The organism is Streptomyces sp. NBC_01241, assembly GCF_041435435.1.
GTDB lineage: Bacteria > Actinomycetota > Actinomycetes > Streptomycetales > Streptomycetaceae > Streptomyces.
This window is the reverse complement of sequence record NZ_CP108494.1, coordinates 685,337-706,778: the sequence shown is the minus strand read 5'-3', so window position 1 is coordinate 706,778 and position 21,442 is coordinate 685,337. Positions and strand designations below refer to the sequence as shown.

The following is a 21,442-nucleotide window of genomic DNA, read 5'->3' as shown; positions in this document are numbered from 1 at the left end:
CGGGCACCCGCGGCGGCTCCCGCCGAAGCAGGGGGCAGGGCCCTGTCGAGTCGGCTGCGATCACGAGATATCTTGATGTCAAGCAATGTTGCAGACGTGGAGCGGAGCACAGGGTGACTGACTCGACCATCATCTATACACACACCGACGAGGCCCCGGCCCTGGCGACGTATTCGTTCTTGCCCGTCGTCCAGGCCTACGCCTCCACGGCCGGGGTCAATGTCGAGAGCCGTGACATCTCGCTGGCCGGCCGCATCATCGCCGGCTTCCCCGAGCGTCTCCAGGAGAGCCAGCGCATCGACGACGCGCTCGCCGAGCTCGGTGCGCTGGCCAAGACGCCCGAGGCCAACATCATCAAGCTGCCGAACATCTCGGCCTCGATCCCGCAGCTGAAGGCTGCCATCGCCGAGCTCCAGGCGCAGGGCTACGCGCTTCCGGACTACCCGGACGACCCGCAGACCGATGAGGACAAGGACGTCCGCGCGCGCTACGACAAGGTCAAGGGCAGCGCGGTGAACCCCGTGCTGCGCGAGGGCAACTCCGACCGCCGTGCCCCCGCCTCGGTCAAGAACTACGCCAAGACGCACCCGCACCGCATGGGCAAGTGGTCCGCCGACTCGAAGACGAACGTCGCCACCATGGGCGTCGACGACTTCCGCTCCACCGAGAAGTCCACGGTCATCACCGAGGCCGGTTCGCTGCGGATCGAGCTCGCCGGTGACGACGGCAGCACCACCGTGCTCCGTGAGTCGGTGCCGGTGCTCGCGGGCGAGGTCGTCGACGCGGCGGTCATGCGCGTCGCGGCCCTGCGCGAGTTCTTCACCGCGCAGGTCGCCCGCGCCAAGGCCGAGGGCGTGCTGTTCTCCGTCCATCTCAAGGCCACGATGATGAAGGTCTCCGACCCCATCATCTTCGGCCACGTGGTCCGTGCCTTCTTCCCGAACACCTTTGCCAAGTACGGCCAGGTGCTCGCCGCGGCCGGTCTCTCCCCGAACGACGGCCTCGGCGGCATCCTCAAGGGCCTGGACTCGGTGCCGCACGTGGGCGCCGAGATCAAGGCATCCTTCGAGGCGGAGCTCGCCGAAGGCCCCGCGCTGGCCATGGTCGACTCCGACAAGGGCATCACCAACCTGCACGTACCGAGCGATGTCATCGTCGACGCCTCCATGCCGGCCATGATCCGCACCTCCGGTCACATGTGGGGCCCGGACGGCAAGGAGGCCGACACCCTCGCGGTGCTCCCCGACAGCAGCTACGCGGGTGTCTACCAGGTCGTCATCGACGACTGCCGCGCCCATGGCGCCTTCGACCCGTCGACCATGGGCTCCGTGCCGAACGTCGGCCTGATGGCGCAGAAGGCCGAGGAGTACGGCAGCCACGACAAGACCTTCGAGGTCCCCACCACCGGTACGGTGCGGGTCGTCGACGGCAGCGGCAACGTCGTGCTGGAGCAGGCCGTGGGCGCGGGCGACATCTTCCGCATGTGCCAGGCCAAGGACCTGCCGATCCAGGACTGGGTCAAGCTCGCCGTCACCCGCGCCCGTGCCACGGGCGTCCCGGCCGTGTTCTGGCTCGACGAGGACCGTGCCCACGACGCGCAGCTGATCGCCAAGGTCAAGACGTACCTCGCCGACCACGACACCGAGGGCCTGCAGATCGAGATCATGTCGCCGGTGAAGGCGACCGCGTTCTCACTGGAGCGCATCCGCCGTGGCGAGGACACGATCTCCGTCACCGGCAACGTGCTGCGTGACTACCTGACCGACCTGTTCCCGATCCTCGAACTGGGCACGAGCGCGAAGATGCTCTCCGTCGTCCCGCTCATGAACGGCGGCGGCCTGTTCGAGACCGGCGCAGGCGGTTCCGCGCCCAAGCACGTCCAGCAGCTCGTCAAGGAGAACTACCTGCGCTGGGACAGCCTGGGAGAGTTCTTCGCGCTCGCTGCCAGCTTCGAGCACCTGGCGAAGACCACGGGCAACGCGCGTGCCCAGGTCCTTGCCGACACGCTCGACCGCGCGACCGGCACCTTCCTCAACGAGGACAAGTCGCCGAGCCGCAAGCTGGGCGGCATCGACAACCGCGGCAGCCACTTCTACCTGGCCCTCTACTGGGCCCAGGAGCTGGCGGCGCAGACCGACGACGCCCAGCTGGCGCAGGCGTTCGCCGGGCTGGCGAAGACGCTGGGCGAGCAGGAGCAGACCATCGTCGACGAGTTGATCGCGGTGCAGGGCTCGCCGGTCGACATCGGCGGCTACTACCAGCCCGACCCGGCCAAGGCGTCGGCCGTCATGCGTCCGTCGGCGACGTTCACCCAGGCCATCGCCGGCCTGAGCTGACGAGACCGGTACGGGAGGGGGCGTCCCGGCGCCCCTCACCCCTCACCCCTCGCCCCTTCCGCCCCGGCCGGCATCACGCCCGGCCGGGGCGGTCGCGTGTCGGGGGCCTGAACGGCCGAAGGCGCTCGTCCGGCGCCAAACGAGCGCCGCGCTGTCGCGTACGCGGCCGTTCGTTCTCCGCGTAATCGCGTACGACGAGCCGCCGCGCCGGTAGGTTCGAACGACCGGATCAACTGCTCGTCGAGGGGGAGGGACCGTGCCGGCAGGCAAGAACGCGGTGGTCACCGGAGGATCGCGGGGTATCGGCCGCGCGATCGTCGAGCGCCTGTGCCGCGACGGGGCGCACGTGGTCTTCAACTACGCCACCAGCGACGAAGCGGCCGAGGAGGTCGTTCGCACGGTGCGGGACAACGGCGGTACGGCCACGGCCATCCGTCTCGACCTCGCGGACCCGGACGGGGCCCGGCAGCTGATGGAAGCCGCCGAGGAGCGGCTGGACGGACTCGACATCCTGGTCAACAACGCCGCACTGTGTCTCCCCCCGGCCCTCATCGCGGACACCGACCCGGAGGTGTTCGACAAGGTGATGACGGTCAACACCAGAGCGGTCTTCATGACGATCCGTCACGCGGCTGTGCGGATGCGCGACGGCGGCCGCATCGTGAACATCTCCACCGCGAACACCGTGCGGCCGGGCCCCGGCATCTCCGCGTACGCCGCCAGCAAGGGTGCCGTCGAGCAGCTCACCGCCATCGCCGCCCGCGAACTCGGAGCACGCGGGATCACGGTCAACACCGTCTCGCCCGGCGCGACCGACACCGAGCTGCTGCGCGGCACCAATCCGCCGGAGGCGCTCGAAGCAGTCGCCGGTACGACCCCCCTCGGCCGACTGGGCGAACCCGCGGACGTGGCCGATGTGGTTGCCTTCCTGGCCGGCCACGACGGCCGGTGGATCACCGGCCAGAACGTGCGCGCGACGGGCGGGCTGGTCTGAGGCACGCCGGGGCGCCCGGACCGGTCCCCGGTCCAGGCGTTAACCGCCCTCTCCGGTAACAACTTTGCCCGGTGAGGCAGTTCGGGCTGCCCCGAGGCGCCGCGGCGAACCGGTGGAGTGAACCGGCGCGCGGTCGTGGCCGGTTGAGCGGGAGAACTCCGCATCCCGCGCCGCGGACTATGCCGTCGTCCGTCGCCCCCGCCGACATCCCGCGTCGGGAGCGCGCGAAGGTGAGCGGGGGCGTGCGGAGCGGGGGCCCGGACCGGAGGGCGCCCTGACGAGTGAAAGTCACGCGACGGCGGGCGCAGGGCCGCACAGAGCGGCCCCGCGGCTGATTTGCTGCACCTGGAATCTGGCGTGACGTGCGCGGGAGCGGCCGGTCGGCCGGCCGGTGGAGGCGGCGCCCTGGCGGGTGCGCGGTCCACCCGCGAATGACAATCGAAGGAGCGTCCCAGTGACGACGACGGGCACAACAGGGGCAGCCGACGAAGAGGAGACGTACGCGAACGAGATTCCGGTTCGCGCCAGGCAACCGGGCAACGTCGTCATCAAGTGGCTGACCACCACGGACCACAAGACGATCGGCACGCTCTACCTCGTCACGTCGTTCGCCTTCTTCGTCGTCGGTGGTGTGCTGGCATTGGTCATGCGCGCCGAGCTGGCCCGTCCCGGGATCCAGATCATTTCGACCGAGCAGTTCAACCAGGCGTTCACGATCCACGGCACGATCATGCTGCTGATGTTCGCCACCCCGCTGTTCGCGGGCTTCACGAACTGGATCATGCCGCTGCAGATCGGCGCCCCCGATGTGGCGTTCCCGCGGCTGAACATGTTCGCCTACTGGGCGTATCTCTTCGGCTCGATCATCGTCGTGGCCGGATTCCTCACCCCGCAGGGCGCGGCCGACTTCGGCTGGTTCGCCTACTCCCCGCTGACCGACGCGGTCCGCTCCCCGGGCATCGGCAGCGACATGTGGATCATGGGTCTGGCCTTCTCCGGCTTCGGCACGATCCTCGGTTCGGTCAACTTCATCACCACGATCATCTGCATGCGCGCCCCCGGCATGACGATGTTCCGCATGCCGATCTTCGTCTGGAACGTCCTGCTGACCGCCGTACTGGTCCTGCTGGCGTTCCCGGTCCTCGCGGCGGCCCTGCTGGTGCTGGAGGCGGACCGCAAGTTCGGTGCGCACGTCTTCGACCCGGCCAACGGCGGCGCGCTGCTCTGGCAGCACCTCTTCTGGTTCTTCGGCCACCCGGAGGTGTACATCATCGCTCTGCCGTTCTTCGGGATCGTCACCGAGATCCTTCCGGTCTTCAGCCGCAAGCCGGTCTTCGGCTATCTCGGTCTGATCGGGGCGACGATCTCCATCGCGGGTCTCTCGGCGACCGTGTGGGCGCACCACATGTTCGTCACCGGCGGTGTGCTGTTGCCGTTCTTCTCGTTCATGAGCTTCCTCATCGCGGTGCCCACCGGGGTGAAGTTCTTCAACTGGACCGGCACGATGTGGAAGGGGTCGTTGTCCTTCGAGACGCCGATGCTCTGGTCGATCGGCTTCCTGGTCACCTTCCTCTTCGGCGGTCTGACCGGTGTGCTCCTGGCGTCGCCCCCGCTGGACTTCCACGTCTCGGACTCGTACTTCGTCGTCGCGCATTTCCACTACGTCGTCTTCGGCACCGTGGTCTTCGCGATGTTCGCGGGGTTCCACTTCTGGTGGCCGAAGTTCACCGGCAAGATGCTGGACGAGCGGCTCGGCAAGATCACGTTCTGGACGCTGTTCGTGGGCTTCCACGGCACGTTCCTGGTGCAGCACTGGCTGGGTGTGGAGGGCATGCCGCGTCGTTACGCGGACTACCTCGCCGCGGACGGCTTCACCGCGCTGAACACGATCTCGACGATCTCCTCGTTCCTGCTCGGCCTGTCGATGCTGCCGTTCTTCTACAACGTGTGGAAGACCGCCAAGTACGGCAAGAAGATCGAGGTCGACGACCCGTGGGGCTACGGCCGTTCGCTGGAGTGGGCGACGTCCTGCCCGCCGCCGCGGCACAACTTCCTCACCCTGCCGCGGATCCGTTCCGAATCCCCGGCGTTCGACCTGCACCATCCCACGGTGCGTGCCATCGACGAAGCCGTCCACCGTGACCGGCAGGCGTGAGCACAGTGGCACCCGCAGAGGAGGAGCGTGTGGACCACGACAAGGAAACCGCCCGCGGTCTGGCACAGCTGGAGGGCTATCTGCTGTGGAACGCCGAGGTCGAGGAGGCACGACGACGGGCGGGCCGCTTCACCGACGAGCTGCCCTGGCTCACCACGGCACAGCGCGAGGACGTGCAGCGGGTCTACACCGCGGACCATGTCGCCGCGTCGCGGGCCATGCTCTGCCGGATCTGTGTCCGCGCCGCCGAACTGCGCGATGAATACGATGCGCGATACCGCAGGCTGCGGGCGCGCTGTACAGCCGCCGGTGTCGTGCTCGTCGGCGCGGTCGGCGGCACCTGTACGGCCGTCACGCTCCTGGTGCGCTGACCCCGGTCACGTCGTCCGTCCGCCGTCCTCAGCAGGCGAAGTCGGACGCGGCTCGTGAAGATGAGAAATGACGGGCGCGTGCGACGGGGCAGGCGAACGGACGACCGTGCAGGCCCGAGAAGGGACGAATACCGTGGCACGACCCAGGATTCTCGTTGTCGGCGCCGGATTCGCGGGGGTGGAATGCGTACGCCGCCTGGAGCGCGGGCTCATCCCCGGCGAGGCGGAGATCGCGCTCGTCGCCCCGTTCTCGTACCAGCTCTATCTGCCCCTGCTGCCCCAGGTGGCGGCAGGAGTCCTCACCCCGCAGTCGGTCGCGGTGTCGCTGCGCCGCAGCCGCAAGCACCGCACCCGGATCATCCCGGGCGGGTCCATCGGAGTGGACCCGAAGGCGAAGATCTGCGTCATTCGCAAGATCACCGACGAGATCGTCTACACGCCGTACGACTACCTCGTCCTCAGCCCCGGGAGCGTCACCCGTACCTTCGACATCCCCGGCCTGGTCGACCACGCCCGCGGCATGAAGACGCTCGCCGAGGCGGCGTACGTACGAGACCATGTGATCGCGCAGCTCGACCTCGCGGACGCCAGCCACGACGAGAACGAGCGGGCCTCGCGCCTGCAGTTCGTGGTCGTCGGCGGTGGCTACGCCGGCACCGAGACGGCCGCCTGTCTGCAGCGCCTCACCACGAACGCGCTCAGACAGTACCCGCGGCTCGACCCGAAGCTGATCAAGTGGCATCTCATCGACATCGCCCCGAAGCTGATGCCCGAACTCGGGGACAAGCTCGGCCGGAGCGCCCTGGAGGTGCTGCGCGGACGCGGCATCGAGGTGTCGCTCGGGGTGTCCATCGCCGAGGCCGGACCGGAGAAGGTGACCTTCACCGACGGCCGGGTCGTGCCCTGCCGCACCCTGATCTGGACGGCGGGAGTCGCCGCGAGCCCGCTGGTCTCCACCTTCGACGCGGAGACGGTACGCGGCCGGCTGGCCGTGACGCCCGAGATGGTCCTGCCGGGCTTCGACGGCATCTTCGCGCTCGGTGACGCCGCGGCCGTACCGGACCTGAGCAAGGGCGACGGGGCGGTCTGCCCGCCCACCGCGCAGCACGCCACGCGCCAGGGCCGCAGGCTCGCCGACAACCTCATCGCCACGCTGCGGCACCAGCCGCTGAAGCCGTACGTCCACAAGGACCTCGGCCTGGTCGTGGACCTCGGCGGCAAGGACGCGGTCTCCAAGCCGGTCGGTTTCGAAATGCACGGAATCGCCGCCCAGGCCGTCGCCCGCGGCTACCACTGGTCGGCGCTGCGCACCAATGTGGCCAAGGTGCGGGTGATGACCAACTGGATGCTCAACGCCGTCGCGGGCGACGACTTCGTACGCACCGGTTTCCAGGCCCGGAATCCGGCCAAGCTCCGTGACTTCGAGTACACGGACTCCTACCTCACCCCGGCACAGGTCCGCCAGCACACCGCCTCGCTGCACACCGGCACCTGACCCGTAACCGCTCGGCAGGACGCGGGGTATGCCAGGCCCGAAGGCCTCGGGACGGTCATCCGCTCCGGGGCGGCGTGACCCGTGCGCGCACTCCCGGCCGAATCAGCCGTTGCCCTCGTGCCCGGCCGTCAGCCCCGGGTCCCGTTCCGCCACCGGCTCAAGGATGTCGTCGATGCTCTTCAGCAGCTCCGCGTCGAGTGTCACACCCGCCGCCCCGACGTTCTCCGTCACCTGCTCGGGCCGGGAGGCGCCGATGATCGCGGCGGATACGTTGGGATTCTGCAGCACCCAGGCGACCGCGAGCTGGGCGAGACTCAGACCGGCCTGGTCGGCGAGCGGCCGCAACTGCTGCACGCGCTCCAGCACGTCGTCGCGGAGCCAGCCGGCGACCATGCTCGCGCCGCCCTTGTCGTCCGTGGCCCGGGAGCCCGCCGGAAGCGGCGCGCCGGGCTTGTACTTGCCCGTGAGGGCGCCCTGCGCCACCGGCGACCAGACGATCTGACCGATGCCCAGCTCCTCCGACGCGGGCACCACTTCGCTCTCGATGACCCGCCACAGCGCCGAGTACTGCGGCTGGTTGGAAACCATCGGGACGTGCAGCTCGCGGGCCAGCGTGTGGCCGTCCCGGAGCTGGTCGGCCGTCCATTCCGAAACGCCGATGTACAGGGCCTTGCCGGAGCGGACGACGTCGGCGAACGCCTCCATGGTCTCTTCCAGCGGCGTCGAGTGGTCGTAACGGTGTGCCTGGTACAGGTCCACGTAATCCGTCTGCAGGCGGCGCAGCGAGTTGTCGATGGACTCCATGATGTGCTTGCGGCCGAGTCCCCGGTCGTTGTGTCCGGGACCGGTCGGGAAGTACACCTTGGTGAACACCTCCAGTCCCTCGCGGCGCTCGTTCCTGAGAGCCCGGCCCAGGACGGCTTCGGCCCGGGTCTCCGCATAGACGTCCGCCGTGTCGAAGGTGGTGATCCCGGCATCGAGTGCCGCACGGATACAGGCGATCGCCGCGTCCTCCTCCACCTGGGAGCCGTGGGTGAGCCAGTTTCCGTAGGCGATCTCACTGATGGTCAGGCCGCTGCGGCCGAGTCGGCGGAATTCCATGTGCCTGCTCTCCCTGTGCTCGTGGGGGACGGATCATGCGAGGGTGCCCATGCTATTGCGCCGTCCCGCGCGGCACGGGCAGGCTCAGGCGTCCGGGACGGTGCGGTGAACCGTACGGAGGAAGGCCGCGTTGTCCGGAGTGCTCCGGATGCGGTCCAGGAACGTGGAGAGCGCGGTCTGCGGATCCCTGGAGTGCAGCGCGCGCCGCAGTCCGCGTACCACTCTCAACTCGCTTGCCGGGACGATGAGTTCCTCGCGCCGGGTGCCGGATGCCTGGATGTTCACGGCCGGATAGGTGCGCCGGTCCGCCAGCGCGCGGTCGAGCCGGAGCTCCATGTTGCCGGTGCTCTTCAGCTCCTCGAAGAAGTAGTCGTCGGCGCGGGAGCCGGTCTCCACCAGGGCGGTGGCCAGGATGGTGAGGGAGCCGCCCTCCTCCGTGAGCCGGGCGGCACCGAAGAGACGCTTGGGGCCGAGCAGGGCGGTGGCGTCGACGCCACCGCTGAGGGTGCGTCCGCCCGCGGCCGACGCGTTGTTGTGGGCGCGGCACAGCCGGGTGAGGGAGTCCAGCAGGATGACGACGTCCTGGCCCTGCTCGACCAGACGCTTGGCGCGCTCGACCGCGAGTTCGGCGAGCGCGATGTGCTCCTTCGCGGGCCGGTCGAACGTCGAGGCGAGCACTTCGCCCCGCACGGAGCGGCGCATGTCCGTGACCTCCTCGGGGCGTTCGTCGAGCAGCACCACCATCAGGTGGCACTCGGGATGGTTGGCGGCGACGGCTGCCGCGATCTGTTGCAGCAGCACGGTCTTACCGGTCCTGGGCGGCGCGACGACGAGTCCGCGCTGTCCCTTGCCGATCGGGGTGACCAGGTCGACGAGGCGCGTCGCCGGGCTGGTGGACGGTGTTTCCAGGCGCAGCCGGCCCCGAGGGTGGAGCGGGGTGAGATCACCGAAGTGGGGCCGGCCGCGCAGTGCCTGCGGGGAGCGGCCGTTGACCCGTACGACCCCGGACAGGATGCGGGGCCGGTCGCAGGAGCCTTCGACGGCATCGCCCTTGCGCAGGCCGTGCCGGCGGATCAGGGCGGTGGATACCTGTACGTCGCCGGGGGAGGGGAGGCCGCCACGGACCCGCAACGCGCCGTGCCCCTGGTGCGTGATGTCGAGGACGCCGACGGCTTCGGTGGTCAATTCCCGCTGGGCTACGGGGTGTTCGAGGGTGCTGGTCATGCGAGTGGTCCTTTCGCGGACATGGCGAATGAAGGGGCCCGGATGGCATGGGGGCGGAAGAGATCACGCCCCGGACGACGGGCGGGAAAGCCCGGACGGTGAAAGCCCGAACCGGACTGGAAGAAGTGGTGCGGGAAAACCGGATCGCCGGTCGCGAAAGGACGGGCGCAGCGGCTCTGTGAAGGTGAAACGGCACCGGCGCCCCGAATCGAGGCGTACACATGTACCAACTGCACCGTACCACGGCGTACGCGCACCGGGTCGGCGACGGCGGCCACGATATCCGGTTGCCGTGGGGCGCGTGGAGTGATGTGGTTCTCCGGGCCGCCGGCCCGCCCACTCGCCGTTCCGACCGCCGTATCAGCTCGATCTGTAGCCGGAGCCGGCCGGGTACGTCGCGTACGAGGACGATCCTCCCCTTGCGAGTGCCCGCACCGGACGCCGCGGGTCACGCCCCTCGGGCGTGCGGCGGGACTTCGCGGGCAGGGGCCGGACCCGGCCGCCGAACTGCCGTCACCCGTCAGCCCGCGGCGTCACCGGCCTCCGCCGCCGAGGCCGTGCCCCGGAACGCGCCCAGGATCTGCTCGGCCGCCAGCGTGGCCGTCAACTCTCCGTCCCGTACCCGCTGTTCCAGCCCCGGGGTGAGGGCACGTACCTCCGGATGGGCCCGCAGACTCTCCAGCAGCTCGTCCCGCACCATCGTCCAGGTCCAGTCGACCTGCTGGGCACGCCGCTTCGCCGCGAGCCGCCCGGTCGATTCGAGCAGCGCACGGTGCTGCTCCAGCCGCTCCCACAGCGTGTCGAGGCCGGTCGACTCCCGGGCGCTGCAGGTGAGGACCGGAGGTGTCCACGCCGCGTCCACCGGGTGCATCAGCCGTAGCGCGCCCGCCAGTTCGCGGGCGGCCGCTCGCGCGTCGCGTTCGTGCGGACCGTCCGCCTTGTTGACGGCGATGGCGTCCGCCAGTTCCAGGACGCCCTTCTTGATGCCCTGGAGCTGATCGCCGGTACGGGCCAGTGTCAGCAGCAGGAACGTGTCGACCATGTTGGCGACCGCCGTCTCCGACTGGCCGACGCCGACCGTCTCCACCAGCACCACGTCGTACCCCGCGGCCTCCATCACCACGATGGACTCCCGGGTCGCCTTGGCGACCCCGCCGAGGGTCCCCGCAGTGGGGGAGGGACGTACGAACGCGGCGGGGTCCACCGCGAGGCGCTCCATCCTGGTCTTGTCGCCCAGGATGGAGCCGCCGGTACGGCTGGAGGAGGGATCGACGGCCAGCACCGCGACCCGGTGGCCGAGCCCGGTGAGCATTGTGCCGAGGGCGTCGATGAACGTGGACTTCCCGACCCCGGGCACGCCGCTGATGCCGATGCGCCGGGCCCGGCCGGAGTGCGGCAGCAGCTCGCGCAGCAACTGCTGGGCCAGCGACCGGTGATCGGGGCGGGTGGACTCGACGAGCGTGATGGCGCGCGCGATGTACGCCCGCTTCCCGTCGAGCACACCCTTCGCGTAGCTGTCGATGTCGATCTGCGGAGCCATCGGTTCAGCGGCTCACAACTCGTGGCCGAGCGCGGCACCGAGCCGCGTCACCAGGTCGTACGCGGCATCCGGGATCACGGTGCCGGGCGGGAACACGGCCGCCGCCCCCGCCTCGTGCAGCGCCTGGACGTCCTGCGGCGGAATCACCCCGCCCACCACGATCATGATGTCGTCGCGGTCCTCGGCGGCGAGCTCCTCGCGGAGCGCCGGGACGAGTGTGAGGTGCCCGGCGGCCAGTGAGGAGACGCCCACGATGTGCACATCCGCCTCCACCGCCTGCCGCGCCACCTCGGCGGGCGTCTGGAACAGCGGGCCGACGTCGACGTCGAAGCCCAGGTCGGCGAAGGCCGTCGAGATCACCTTCTGGCCGCGGTCGTGACCGTCCTGCCCCATCTTGGCGACCAGGATGCGCGGCCGACGCCCCTCGGCCTCCTCGAACTGCTCCACCAGTGCCCGGGTACGGTCCACGGAGGGGGATTCACCTGCTTCGTTGCGGTACACACCGGAGATCGTACGGATCTGGCCGGCGTGCCTCCCGTACACCTTCTCCAAGGCGTCCGAGATCTCGCCCACGGTCGCCATCGCACGTGCCGCGTCGACGGCGAGTGCCAGCAGATTGCCTTCGAGGCCGGGTCCGGGGTTCCGCCCGGCCGCCACGGTCAGCGCGCGCAGAGCCTCCTGGCAGGCCGACTCGTCGCGCTCCTCGCGCAGCCGGCGCAGCTTCTCGATCTGCTGGGTGCGCACCGAGGAGTTGTCGACCTTGAGCACATCGATCTGCTCGTCGGTCTCCACCCGGTACTTGTTGACCCCGATCACCGGCTGGCGTCCGGAGTCGATCCGCGCCTGCGTACGGGCCGCGGCCTCCTCGACCCGGAGCTTGGGGATGCCCGCGTCGATGGCCCGCGCCATACCGCCCGCTGCCTCGACCTCCTCGATGTGCTGCCACGCCCGCCGCGCCAGGTCGTACGTCAGCTTCTCCACGTACGCACTGCCGCCCCACGGGTCGATGACCCGGCCGGTGCCCGACTCCTGCTGAAGCAGTAGCTGGGTGTTCCGGGCGATGCGCGCCGAGAAGTCCGTCGGCAGGGCGAGCGCCTCGTCGAGCGCGTTGGTGTGCAGCGACTGGGTGTGGCCCTGGGTGGCGGCCATCGCCTCCACGCAGGTCCGGGTGACGTTGTTGAACACGTCCTGCGCGGTCAGCGACCACCCGGACGTCTGCGAATGGGTGCGCAGGGACAGCGACTTGGCGTTCTTCGGCTCGAACTCCCGCACCAGCTTGGCCCACAGCAGGCGGGCCGCCCGCAACTTCGCGATCTCCATGAAGAAGTTCATGCCGATCGCCCAGAAGAACGACAGCCGCGGCGCGAACGTGTCCACGTCGAGACCGGCGTCCCGCCCGGCCCGCAGATACTCCACCCCGTCCGCCAGGGTGTACGCCAGCTCCAGATCGGCGGTCGCCCCCGCCTCCTGGATGTGATAGCCGGAGATGGAGATCGAGTTGTAGCGCGGCATCTTCTGCGAGGTGTACGCGAAGATGTCGGAGATGATCCGCATCGAGGGCTTCGGCGGATAGATGTACGTGTTGCGGACCATGAACTCCTTCAGAATGTCGTTCTGAATGGTCCCGGCCAGCTTCTCGGGCGGCACGCCCTGTTCCTCGGCGGCGACGATGTACAGCGCGAGCACGGGGAGCACCGCGCCGTTCATCGTCATCGACACCGACATCCGGTCCAGCGGGATGCCGTCGAAGAGCCGGCGCATGTCGTAGATCGAGTCGATCGCCACACCCGCCATGCCGACGTCGCCGGTCACCCGCGGATGGTCGCTGTCGTAGCCGCGGTGGGTCGGCAGGTCGAAGGCGACGGAGAGGCCCTTCTGCCCGGCCGCGAGGTTGCGGCGGTAGAAGGCGTTGGACTCCTCGGCGGTGGAGAACCCGGCGTACTGCCGGATCGTCCAGGGCTGGTTGACGTACATCGTCGGGTACGGGCCCCGCAGGTACGGGGCGATGCCCGGATACGTACCGAGGAAATCGAGCCCCTCCAGGTCACGGCCGGTGTACAGCGGCTTGACCGTGATGCCTTCCGGGGTCTCCCACAGCAGATCGCCGTCGGAACTGCCGGAGGACTCCTTTACGCAATCGCGCCACTGGTCCTCGGACACCTCGGCGGCGCCGCCCGGTCCGAGCCCGATGTCGGAGAAGTCAGGGATACGCATTACGCCACACCCATACGGTCGAGGACGGAAGAGAGCACAGCCACCACATCGGAGCCCGCGAAGACGTACTCGTCGACGCCGCTGTACCCGCCGGGCCGGCCGGCGAGGAACACCCGCAGCGCGCCCGCCGAACCCAGTGCCTCGGCGACCGCCCCGGCCTGCTCGGCGTAGAGCGCGTCGCTGGAACAGAGGCACGCCACGGTGGCCCCACTCGCCTTGAACGCGTCGGCGGCCGTCGCGGCGTCGACCGGGACCGGGTCGTGGACCGGCTCGATCCCGCCCGCCTGGAACAGGTTCGAGGCGAACGACGCCCGCGCGGTGTGCGCCGCGGCCGGGCCGAGCGCGGCGAGGAACACCCGCGGCCGCTGCCCGGTCGCCGCGAGATGGGCGTCCGACCGGGCGCGCAGCGCCTCGAACGCCTCGTCACGACGGACCCTGGGCAGACCGCCCGGCGCCGTGGCGGACACCTCGGCGGGGGCCGCCTCGCGCTCCACCGGGCGCTCCGCCAGCTGCGGGAACTCACTGACCCCGGTGACCGGCTCCTTGCGCCGGGCCAGATCCCTGCTGCGGGCCGCCCAGGTCGCCGCGAGCCGTTCCCCGATCATTCCCGAGCGCAGGGCGGCCGCCTGGCCACCCGAGCGCTCGATCTCCTGGAAGAACGCCCAGGCGGCGTCGGCGAGTTCGGCGGTGAGCCGCTCCACGTACCAGGAACCGCCCGCCGGGTCGATCACCCGGGCCAGATGCGACTCCTCCAGCAGGATCGTCGACGTATTACGGGCGATACGCCGGGCGAAGGCGTCCGGCAGACCCAGGGCGTGATCGAACGGCAGCACGGTGACGGAGTCGGCCCCGCCGACCCCCGCCCCCAGGCAGGCCAGCGTCGTCCGCAGCATGTTCACCCACGGGTCGCGCCGCGTCATCATCACCGACGACGTCACCACGTGCTGGCGCTGCGCCCCGGCGCCGGCGGCCCCGCACACCTCGGCGACCCGGGCCCACAGCCGCCGCGCCGCCCGCAGCTTGGCGATGGTCAGGAACTGATCGGCCGTCGCCGCGTACCGGAACTCCAGCTGGGCACAGGCCTCATCGACGCCGAGCCCGGCCTCCGTCAGTGCCCGCAGATAAGCGACTCCGGTCGCCAGCGAAGCACCCAGCTCCTCGGCGGCCGAGCCGCCGGCCTCGTGGTACGGCAGGGCGTCGACGGTCAGCGCCCGCAGACCGGGATACTCCCGGGCGCACCGCCCGGCCCAGTGGACCGCCGCCGTGAGGTCGGGTCCGGCGCCGCTGCGGGCGGCCTGCCCGAGCGGGTCGGCGCCGAGGTTGCCGCGCGCGGCCTGCGCGTCGACGCCCCGCTCGGCGTAGATCCGGAGCAACTCGGTTGCCGCTGCTTCGAGTTCACCTCCAGCGTCGAGTGTCACGGGAGCGAGATCCAGATAGACGCCGTCCAGCGCCGCCGCCAGAGCGGCCACCGGAATGCCTCCGGCTCCGCCCACGGTCAGCCACAGTGAGGTGACACCGTTCTCCAGATCGGCGAGCACCGCCTCGTTGAGGCGGGCGGCATCCGGCAGGGAGTGCCGCTGTCGTACGTCCCAGCCGCCCGCCGCGTTGCCCTCGGCCTTGCCGCCGCGGGTGAAGGGGGCGAAGCCCGGATATCCGGCATCGGGCGCGCTGTCGCGCGAGGTGTAGAGGGGGTGGGTGATGAGCCCGTCCTCCACCGTGGTGGACAGTGCTTCCTCGGCGGCCGGACCCGCAACATCCTTGCCCGACTTGCGCAGCACGCCTTCTACGAGGCTCTGCCACTGCTCGTGGGCGGGGTGAGGGAATTCGGCGGCCAACGAAAGCCCGTCGGCAGGCTGGACCGTCATGGCCCAGATGCTAGGTCAGGTCTCGGACGAGCAGCAGGGGCTCCGTCTGTGACCTTGCCCTCTCCGAACGCACTTGATCCTTCACACACGGTCGCGTAGCCGGCCCGGATCCACTCCTTGGTGCTTCCTCCAGTGAGGCTGGCATTTGCTCCATGAATCACCCGAATTGATTGCAACTGCGAGAGTCATTCGAATATCTTGTGGCACATGCAGTCCTGCGCAATCGGGCAGGCGGCGCGGGGCGACGCCTCGTACACGTCGGCCCGCAAGCCCTCGCGATCACCGCGCCGGAAGCGGTCTCCGTGCAGGAGGTCGGACCCGGGGGAACCGCCGCCCCGTCGCGCGCGGGCAACTGTTCCTGGTCGCGGTGTACCGGGAATCGCGGCAGGCAACCGGCTCCCGCACCGCTGGCCTGGAGAAGTATTTCCGACCGGAAGGAGCGGGGGAGAACTGAAGAGAAGAGCTGGCGATTTCACATTCTCGCTGTCTCCCTCGGTGTCCTCTATCCGCGTCCCTGCGGCGTTTTACTTTGTCGAATTCCCGGCCGCGTGCGACGTTTGATCCGGCCAGCTGTCGAATCAATTCGGATACGTGTCGGGAAAAGGGGAAGTTCATCGTGCAGACCGCCAGGGCCGTCCCGGCATCCACCGTCGTCAATCTGCGCGATCTGGGCGGCATTTCTCTGGGTTCCGGCCACCGGGTCCGGCCGGGCGCCGTACTGCGCTCAGGCCAGCTCAGCGGGCTGGACGCGGCGCTGGACGTGGCGGTGGCCGAGCTCGGCATCCGTACCGTCGTCGATCTGCGGACCGCCGACGAGCGGAAGGCGGCCCCCGACCGGCTGCCTCCGGGCGCGCGGCTCTTCGTCGCCGACGTGCTCGGCGACAACCCGGGCGTGGCGCCCGCCCGGCTGCGCGCGCTGCTCGCCGATCCGGTCGAGGCGGAGCAGTTGCTGGGCAGTGGAAAGGCGGAGGAGATGTTCGCCGAGACCTACCGGCAGATGGTGCTTTCGCCGGGGGCCGCCGCCGCGTACCGGGCCTTCGTCGAGATGGCCGCCGACGACCGAGCCCGCCCGGTGCTCTTCCACTGTACGGCCGGCAAGGACCGCACCGGCTGGGCCACGGCGCTGCTGCTGATGATGCTCGGTGCGGAACGGGACGTGGTGCGGGCCGAGTTCCTTGCGGTGAATCCGGTCGTGCGGGTCGCCTACGCCCCGTACGTACAGGGCTTTCTGGACGCGGGCGGTGACCCGGAGATCGCCTCCGCGATCATCGAGGTCCGCCCCCGCTATCTCGACATGGCGCTGGACGCCATGGACGAGCGGTGGGGCGGGCTCGACGGATACGTGCGCGACGGACTGAGGATTCCCGAGGCCGCGCTGGAGCGGCTGCGCGGCGGACTCATGGTGTCCGTCTGAGTCGAACGGCCCTCCGGTTTCCTCCCCGGCGCCCCGGCCGGTTTCTCGTGGAGGCGGCGGTAGTTGATGCACTCCCGGTTTGACTGGATACCCCTAGGGGGTATGTTGTGACTCATCGGGAAGCGCTGCCTTCCGATGGACCCGATGGAGGACACCGTCATGAACAACGCACTGAGGATCACCGCCTTCGCCGCTGCGCTCGCCGCGACCTTCGGGACTGCGTACGGCGTGGGCAGGGGCGTCGACCCGCTGGTGGCCGCGGAGGACCGTCCCGCAGGGCAGCACGCCGGCCACAGTGAGGGGGAGGAGGGCGGAGCGACCGGTGGGGCAGACCGTGCGGCCGGGCTGCAGATCTCCGACGGCGGCTACACGCTGGCCCTCGAAACGCCCACGGTGCGAGCCGGAGCCCCGACCGCGATCAGGTTCGCCGTCGTGGACGACACCGGCCGCAAGGTCACGGCCTATCAGCGGGAGCACGGCAAGGAACTGCATTTCATCCTCGCCTCGACCGATCTCACCGAATTCCGCCACCTGCATCCCGTCCGCGCGGCCGACGGCACCTGGTCGACCACGGTCGACCTGCCCAAGGCTGGTGGATACCGGGCGTTCGCCGACTTCACCCCCGCGGCCGAGGGTGCCGAGAACCTCACGCTGGGCGCGGACCTGGCCGTCTCCGGCGCCTACCGTCCCGCGGCTCTGCCGGCTCCGAGTGCCGTCGCGGAGGTGGACGGCTACCGCGTCGCACTCGACGGCCGGCTCCGCGCCGGCCGGAGCGGTGAGCTGAAGCTGACCGTCAGCAGGAACGGCCGCCCCGTCACCGATCTGCAGCCCTACCTCGGTGCTTACGGGCACCTGGTCGCCCTCCGCTCCGGCGACCTGGCCTATCTGCACGTCCACCCGAACGAGAGCGGGCCGGGGCCCGTGGTTTCTTTCATGGCGTCGGTGCCCAGCGCGGGTACGTACCGGCTCTTCCTCGACTTCCAGCACGAAGGGAAGGTCCGCACCGCGGCCTTCACCGTCCGGGTGCCCGCGTCGGGGCAGGGTGCCGCCGACCGGCACGAGAGCGGGACCGGGGCGCCCGCCGGGCACGCGCACTGAATCGTGCCCGGATGCCGGGCGACAGCGGCGACGTGACCCCATGGACGCGGCCGGCGCTGCCGGGGTCCTGGGTATGGTGAAAGGGCCGGAATACGAATCCGCCGAGAGGGGCGTACGTTGACCGAACGCAAGCCTGCGGGCGTCAGCTTCGAATCATGGGTCGACAAGCAGATCCGCGAGTCCGAGCGGCGCGGCGACTTCTCGCAGTTGCCGGGATTCGGAAAGCCTCTCGACTCCCTTGACACGCCATACGACGAGACCTGGTGGATCAAGCGGAAGATGCAACATGAGGGGGTGTCGGTGCTCCCGCCGGTCCTGGCCCTGCGCAAGGAGGCGGAGGATGTGCGTGAGGCCGTGTCCGGGGCGCGGACGGAGGCCGACGTGCGGCGCTTGCTGGCCGAGGTCAACGAGAAGATCCGGGCGGCGATCCGGCGACCGCCGCCGGGGCCCCTGCTGAACCTCAAGCCGTTCGACATCGACGCGGTGGTCGAGGAGTGGCGCGTGGCCCGGCGCTCGTCGTAGCCCCCGGGGGCTCGGGGGCAAAGGCCCCGCAGCGACCGCGCACGTCCCGGACACACGACCGGATGCGTAATACTCCCTCTATGAGATCGAGCATTACGCGCACGGGTGACGGTGCGCGTCGCGAGGACGTACGGATCAGGCGCGCGACCGCACAGGACGCCCGGCGGCTCACCCGGCTGGTCAGGGCCTCCCGCGCCTACGAGGGTCACTACGCCGCCATGGTCGCCGGATACCGGGTGGGACCCGACTACATCGAGACCCACCGGGTCTTCGCGGCCGTCGAGGCCGGCACCGAGCGGGTCCTCGGCTTCTACTCGTTGATCCTCGATCCGCCGGAGCTCGACCTCATGTTCGTCGCCGACGACGCACAGGGCCTCGGCATCGGGCGACTGCTCATCGGGCATCTGCGCGAGGAGGCGCTGCGCACCGGTCTGACCGGCGTCCGCATCGTCTCGCATCCGCCCGCCGAGGGCTTCTACCGGAGTGTGGGCGCCCGGCGCACCGGCACCCTCGCCGCCGACCCGCCCGCTGTGATGTGGGACCGGCCCGAACTGGTGCTGCCGGTCGCCTGAACCGACGGGAGGAGGGCGCGGCCGGAACCCGTGCACGGTTTCCGGCCGAACCCCCTTTCTCTTACGCCGAGTTACGAGGGGAAGCCCCCGTACGGACGCGTGATGATCTCCATGGCGTGACCGGCGGGATCGAGGAAGTACACACCTCGGCCGCCGTCGTTGTGGTTGATCTCGCCCGGATGCTTCCGATGCGGGTCCGCGTAGTAGGTGAGCCCGAGCTGCTTGATGCGGGTGTACGCCCTGTCGAACTCGCGCTCCGAGACGAGGAAGGCGTAGTGCTGCAGGGCGATCGACGCTTCGGGAACGGTCGCGAAGTCCAGGGTGACGCCGTTCGCGGTGGCGACCGGGATGAACGGGCCCCATTCCGTGCCGACTTCCAGGCCCAGTATGTCCGCGAGGAACTCGGCGGACTCCCGGTTGTCCCGGGCGGAAACGATGGTGTGATTCAACTCGACTGACACTGTGGAATGCCTCCAACGGGCATCTCACGCGCACCTCCACGCCTCACCCGGCCGGTGACCGACGCGCGATGCCGTACTCAAGAGCCTAGATGCGTCCGGACGGCTCGTCGAGGGCACCGCGTGATCGCCGTGAGGTCTACGGTGGCTGAGGTGGAACAGGCGATGCACTCCGCGCATCGGGACGGAGGCTCACGGTGACCTCGACACCCCACGACTCCGGCGGCCGGGACCCCGGAACGGGCCGCGACGAGACGCCCGAGGAGCGGGCGGACCGGCGGTGGGGGGAACTTCTCCAGGAACTGCGGGTCGCCCAGACGGGCGTCCAGATCCTGTTCGGCTTCCTGCTCGCCGTCGTCTTCCAGCCGCGCTTCGCCGAACTGTCGGACACCGACCGCATCATCTACGTGGTCACCGTGATGCTGGGCGCCGCCACCGTCGCCGCTCTGATCGGGCCCGTGTCGTACCACCGCCTGGTCGCCGGACGGCGGCTCAAGCCGCAGACGGTCACCTGGGCGGCCCGGCTGACCGTGCTCGGACTGGTCCTGCTGGTGTGCACCATGTGCTCCACCCTGCTGCTGATCCTGCGGGTGGCCCTGCACGATTCCCTCGCCCTGGTGCTGGTCGCCGGTATGGCGCTGTGGTTCCTGGTCTGCTGGTTCGTGATCCCGGCCCGGGCGCTGGCTCGCTCCACGCGTGAACGCGAGAAATGACCGTTGCGCGGGGCAGCGCTGTACGGGGCGGCCGGATCAGCCCGCATCGCCCGCCGTGGGGTCCCGGACGTCCGTGACCGTGAAGAGCCCGCCGTCCGGGTCCAGCAGGGTCGCCTCGCTGCCCTGCCCGAGCGGACGCTGCTCGACCAGGCTGCCGCCGTGCCGCCGTGCCGCCTCGACCGTGACCGCCACATCGGCGACGGGAAAATGCACCTGCCAGTGCGGACGGACCAGCGGATCGGGTGCCGCCTCCACCGCTCCGGAGCTGATCCGGGCGAGCCGGCGCCCGTTGCAGTCGACGATGACCTCGTCCTTCTCGTACGACACCTCGCAGCACCCGGGGTGACCACTCGCCCAGTCGAGCACCCCACCGTAGAAGATCGCCGCGTCGAAGGCGTTCCTCGTGTGCAGCCGCAGCCAGGCGTGCGAGTAACCGTCCGGCGCCGGGGGCGACGTCGCGGGCTCGGTCCGCTCCCAGATACCGAACACCGCGCCGTCGAGATCGGCCGCCAACGCCCCGCGCCCCTTGCCGAGCGCGAGCGGCCCCACCGCGACCGTGCCGCTGCGCTCACGGATGCGTGAGGCCGCCGCGTCGGCGTCGGGGACGGCGAAGTAGGGCGTCCAGGCAACGGCCACCCGGTAGGCGGTCGCCACCGCGCCGATGCCGGCGACCGGTACATCCCCGCGGCGAGCGACGGAGAACTCCTGCCCCAACTTGCCCGGCCGGAAGGTCCAGCCCAGCACGGCGCCGTAGAACTCCTGCGCCGATCCCAGGTCGCGGGTCATGAGATTGACCCAGCAGGGCGCTGCGGATCCGGTCAGCGGTGCCGGCATCGACGCCGCGCCGGGATGGCTTCCGGTCATGATCCCAACTGCCTTCATCGGTTCTGCGGCCTTCGCGTGCCGGTGGCCGTCGGAGCCTCACCAGCCTCACCGCGTGCAGCCACTCCCGCAACACGCGGCGGCGCCGCGTACTGCGCTGCGGCGCGGGGACCGGCCCTCCGGCCGTCGGGAGATCAGTCGCGCTGCTCGTCGGTGTCGCGATGGATGGGCTGGTTCCCGCGGTCACCGAGCTCGTAGGGGGACAGCCCCCGGCCGTTGGGCGGGAAGCTGTCGTCGGCGTGGACATCGCGTTGCTCGACGTGGCTCCGGTGGTCCGGCAGCGGTGGCTGGTCCTCGGGCCGGGGCGGCGGCGGCTCCTGGGCCCGGCGCTTCTTGCCCAGCCAGAAGCCGCCGATCAGCATGGCCACCAGAGCCACTCCGATGATGCCCATCACCGCGCCGACCGCGCCGCGCCCGTCGGCGAGGGTGAGGGCCAGTGAACCGAGGTCTCCGTTCGATACGTCCATGCCTCCCGGATACCCCGAGGG

The 21,442-nt window shown here is 70.0% G+C and carries 18 protein-coding genes; 10 read left to right on the top strand and 8 right to left on the bottom strand.

Going from position 1 to position 21,442, the window contains the following annotated elements:
• The first annotated feature begins 113 nt into the window (after positions 1-113).
• From OG306_RS02560 to OG306_RS02540, 5 genes are all read left to right on the top strand, one after another.
• The gene (locus tag OG306_RS02560) at positions 114-2,336 is read left to right on the top strand and encodes an NADP-dependent isocitrate dehydrogenase (RefSeq protein WP_266744427.1); all 2,223 of its coding nucleotides are present in this window, start codon (positions 114-116) and stop codon (positions 2,334-2,336) included.
• A 256-nt stretch (positions 2,337-2,592) separates the two neighbouring features.
• Positions 2,593-3,330: a glucose 1-dehydrogenase gene (locus OG306_RS02555; protein WP_266744426.1), complete on the top strand. Its 738-nt coding sequence runs from the start codon at positions 2,593-2,595 to the stop codon at positions 3,328-3,330.
• 454 nt (positions 3,331-3,784) lie between these two features.
• Entirely contained in the window at positions 3,785-5,485 is a 1,701-nt protein-coding gene (gene ctaD / locus OG306_RS02550) for an aa3-type cytochrome oxidase subunit I (protein ID WP_266744425.1), read from the top strand.
• A 29-nt stretch (positions 5,486-5,514) separates the two neighbouring features.
• Positions 5,515-5,856 (top strand): hypothetical protein, encoded by a 342-nt coding sequence (locus OG306_RS02545; RefSeq protein WP_266744424.1) that lies wholly within the window; start codon positions 5,515-5,517, stop codon positions 5,854-5,856.
• A gap of 133 nt (positions 5,857-5,989) precedes the next feature.
• Positions 5,990-7,351 (top strand): NAD(P)/FAD-dependent oxidoreductase, encoded by a 1,362-nt coding sequence (locus OG306_RS02540; protein ID WP_266744423.1) that lies wholly within the window; start codon positions 5,990-5,992, stop codon positions 7,349-7,351.
• Between the two features lie 102 nt (positions 7,352-7,453).
• On the opposite strand, the gene OG306_RS02535 is transcribed toward OG306_RS02540, so the two are convergent.
• The 5 genes from OG306_RS02535 to mutA all read right to left on the bottom strand — a co-directional run bounded on the left by OG306_RS02535 (position 7,454) and on the right by mutA (position 15,295).
• Entirely contained in the window at positions 7,454-8,452 is a 999-nt protein-coding gene (locus OG306_RS02535; protein WP_266744422.1) for an aldo/keto reductase family protein, read from the bottom strand.
• Between the two features lie 84 nt (positions 8,453-8,536).
• Positions 8,537-9,676 (bottom strand): transcription termination factor Rho, encoded by a 1,140-nt coding sequence (gene rho / locus OG306_RS02530; RefSeq protein ID WP_266744421.1) that lies wholly within the window; start codon positions 9,674-9,676, stop codon positions 8,537-8,539.
• 520 nt (positions 9,677-10,196) lie between these two features.
• Entirely contained in the window at positions 10,197-11,216 is a 1,020-nt protein-coding gene (meaB, locus tag OG306_RS02525; protein WP_266744420.1) for a methylmalonyl Co-A mutase-associated GTPase MeaB, read from the bottom strand.
• Between the two features lie 12 nt (positions 11,217-11,228).
• Complete coding sequence (gene scpA / locus OG306_RS02520; protein WP_266744419.1) at positions 11,229-13,430, bottom strand: methylmalonyl-CoA mutase; 2,202 nt, start codon at positions 13,428-13,430, stop codon at positions 11,229-11,231.
• Positions 13,430-15,295 carry a methylmalonyl-CoA mutase small subunit gene (gene mutA / locus OG306_RS02515; protein WP_266907472.1) on the bottom strand — a complete coding sequence of 622 codons (1,866 nt, stop codon included), beginning with the start codon at positions 15,293-15,295 and terminating at the stop codon, positions 13,430-13,432. The genes scpA and mutA overlap by 1 nt, the downstream gene beginning before the upstream one ends.
• Positions 15,296-15,911: 616 nt before the next feature.
• On the opposite strand from mutA, the gene OG306_RS02510 reads away from it, so the two are divergent.
• From OG306_RS02510 to OG306_RS02495, 4 genes are all read left to right on the top strand, one after another.
• Entirely contained in the window at positions 15,912-16,709 is a 798-nt protein-coding gene (locus OG306_RS02510; protein ID WP_266744417.1) for a tyrosine-protein phosphatase, read from the top strand.
• Between the two features lie 159 nt (positions 16,710-16,868).
• Complete coding sequence (locus OG306_RS02505) at positions 16,869-17,807, top strand: hypothetical protein (RefSeq protein WP_266907474.1); 939 nt, start codon at positions 16,869-16,871, stop codon at positions 17,805-17,807.
• Positions 17,808-17,924: 117 nt separating this feature from the next.
• Positions 17,925-18,329 carry a DUF1992 domain-containing protein gene (locus tag OG306_RS02500; protein ID WP_266744415.1) on the top strand — a complete coding sequence of 135 codons (405 nt, stop codon included), beginning with the start codon at positions 17,925-17,927 and terminating at the stop codon, positions 18,327-18,329.
• A gap of 80 nt (positions 18,330-18,409) precedes the next feature.
• The gene (locus tag OG306_RS02495; RefSeq protein ID WP_266907475.1) at positions 18,410-18,901 is read left to right on the top strand and encodes a GNAT family N-acetyltransferase; all 492 of its coding nucleotides are present in this window, start codon (positions 18,410-18,412) and stop codon (positions 18,899-18,901) included.
• A 71-nt stretch (positions 18,902-18,972) separates the two neighbouring features.
• Here OG306_RS02495 and OG306_RS02490 read toward each other — a convergent pair whose 3' ends face one another.
• Complete coding sequence (locus OG306_RS02490; protein WP_266744413.1) at positions 18,973-19,362, bottom strand: VOC family protein; 390 nt, start codon at positions 19,360-19,362, stop codon at positions 18,973-18,975.
• A gap of 194 nt (positions 19,363-19,556) precedes the next feature.
• Between OG306_RS02490 and OG306_RS02485 the strand changes: the two genes are divergently transcribed.
• Positions 19,557-20,072, top strand: a complete 516-nt coding sequence (locus tag OG306_RS02485; protein ID WP_266744412.1) for a DUF6328 family protein — start codon at positions 19,557-19,559, stop codon at positions 20,070-20,072.
• A gap of 36 nt (positions 20,073-20,108) precedes the next feature.
• On the opposite strand, the gene OG306_RS02480 is transcribed toward OG306_RS02485, so the two are convergent.
• Positions 20,109-20,936, bottom strand: coding sequence for a VOC family protein (locus OG306_RS02480; protein ID WP_266907477.1), 828 nt, complete (start codon positions 20,934-20,936; stop codon positions 20,109-20,111).
• A 152-nt stretch (positions 20,937-21,088) separates the two neighbouring features.
• Positions 21,089-21,421: a DUF6479 family protein gene (locus OG306_RS02475; RefSeq protein ID WP_266744410.1), complete on the bottom strand. Its 333-nt coding sequence runs from the start codon at positions 21,419-21,421 to the stop codon at positions 21,089-21,091.
• Between the last annotated feature and the right edge of the window lie 21 nt (positions 21,422-21,442).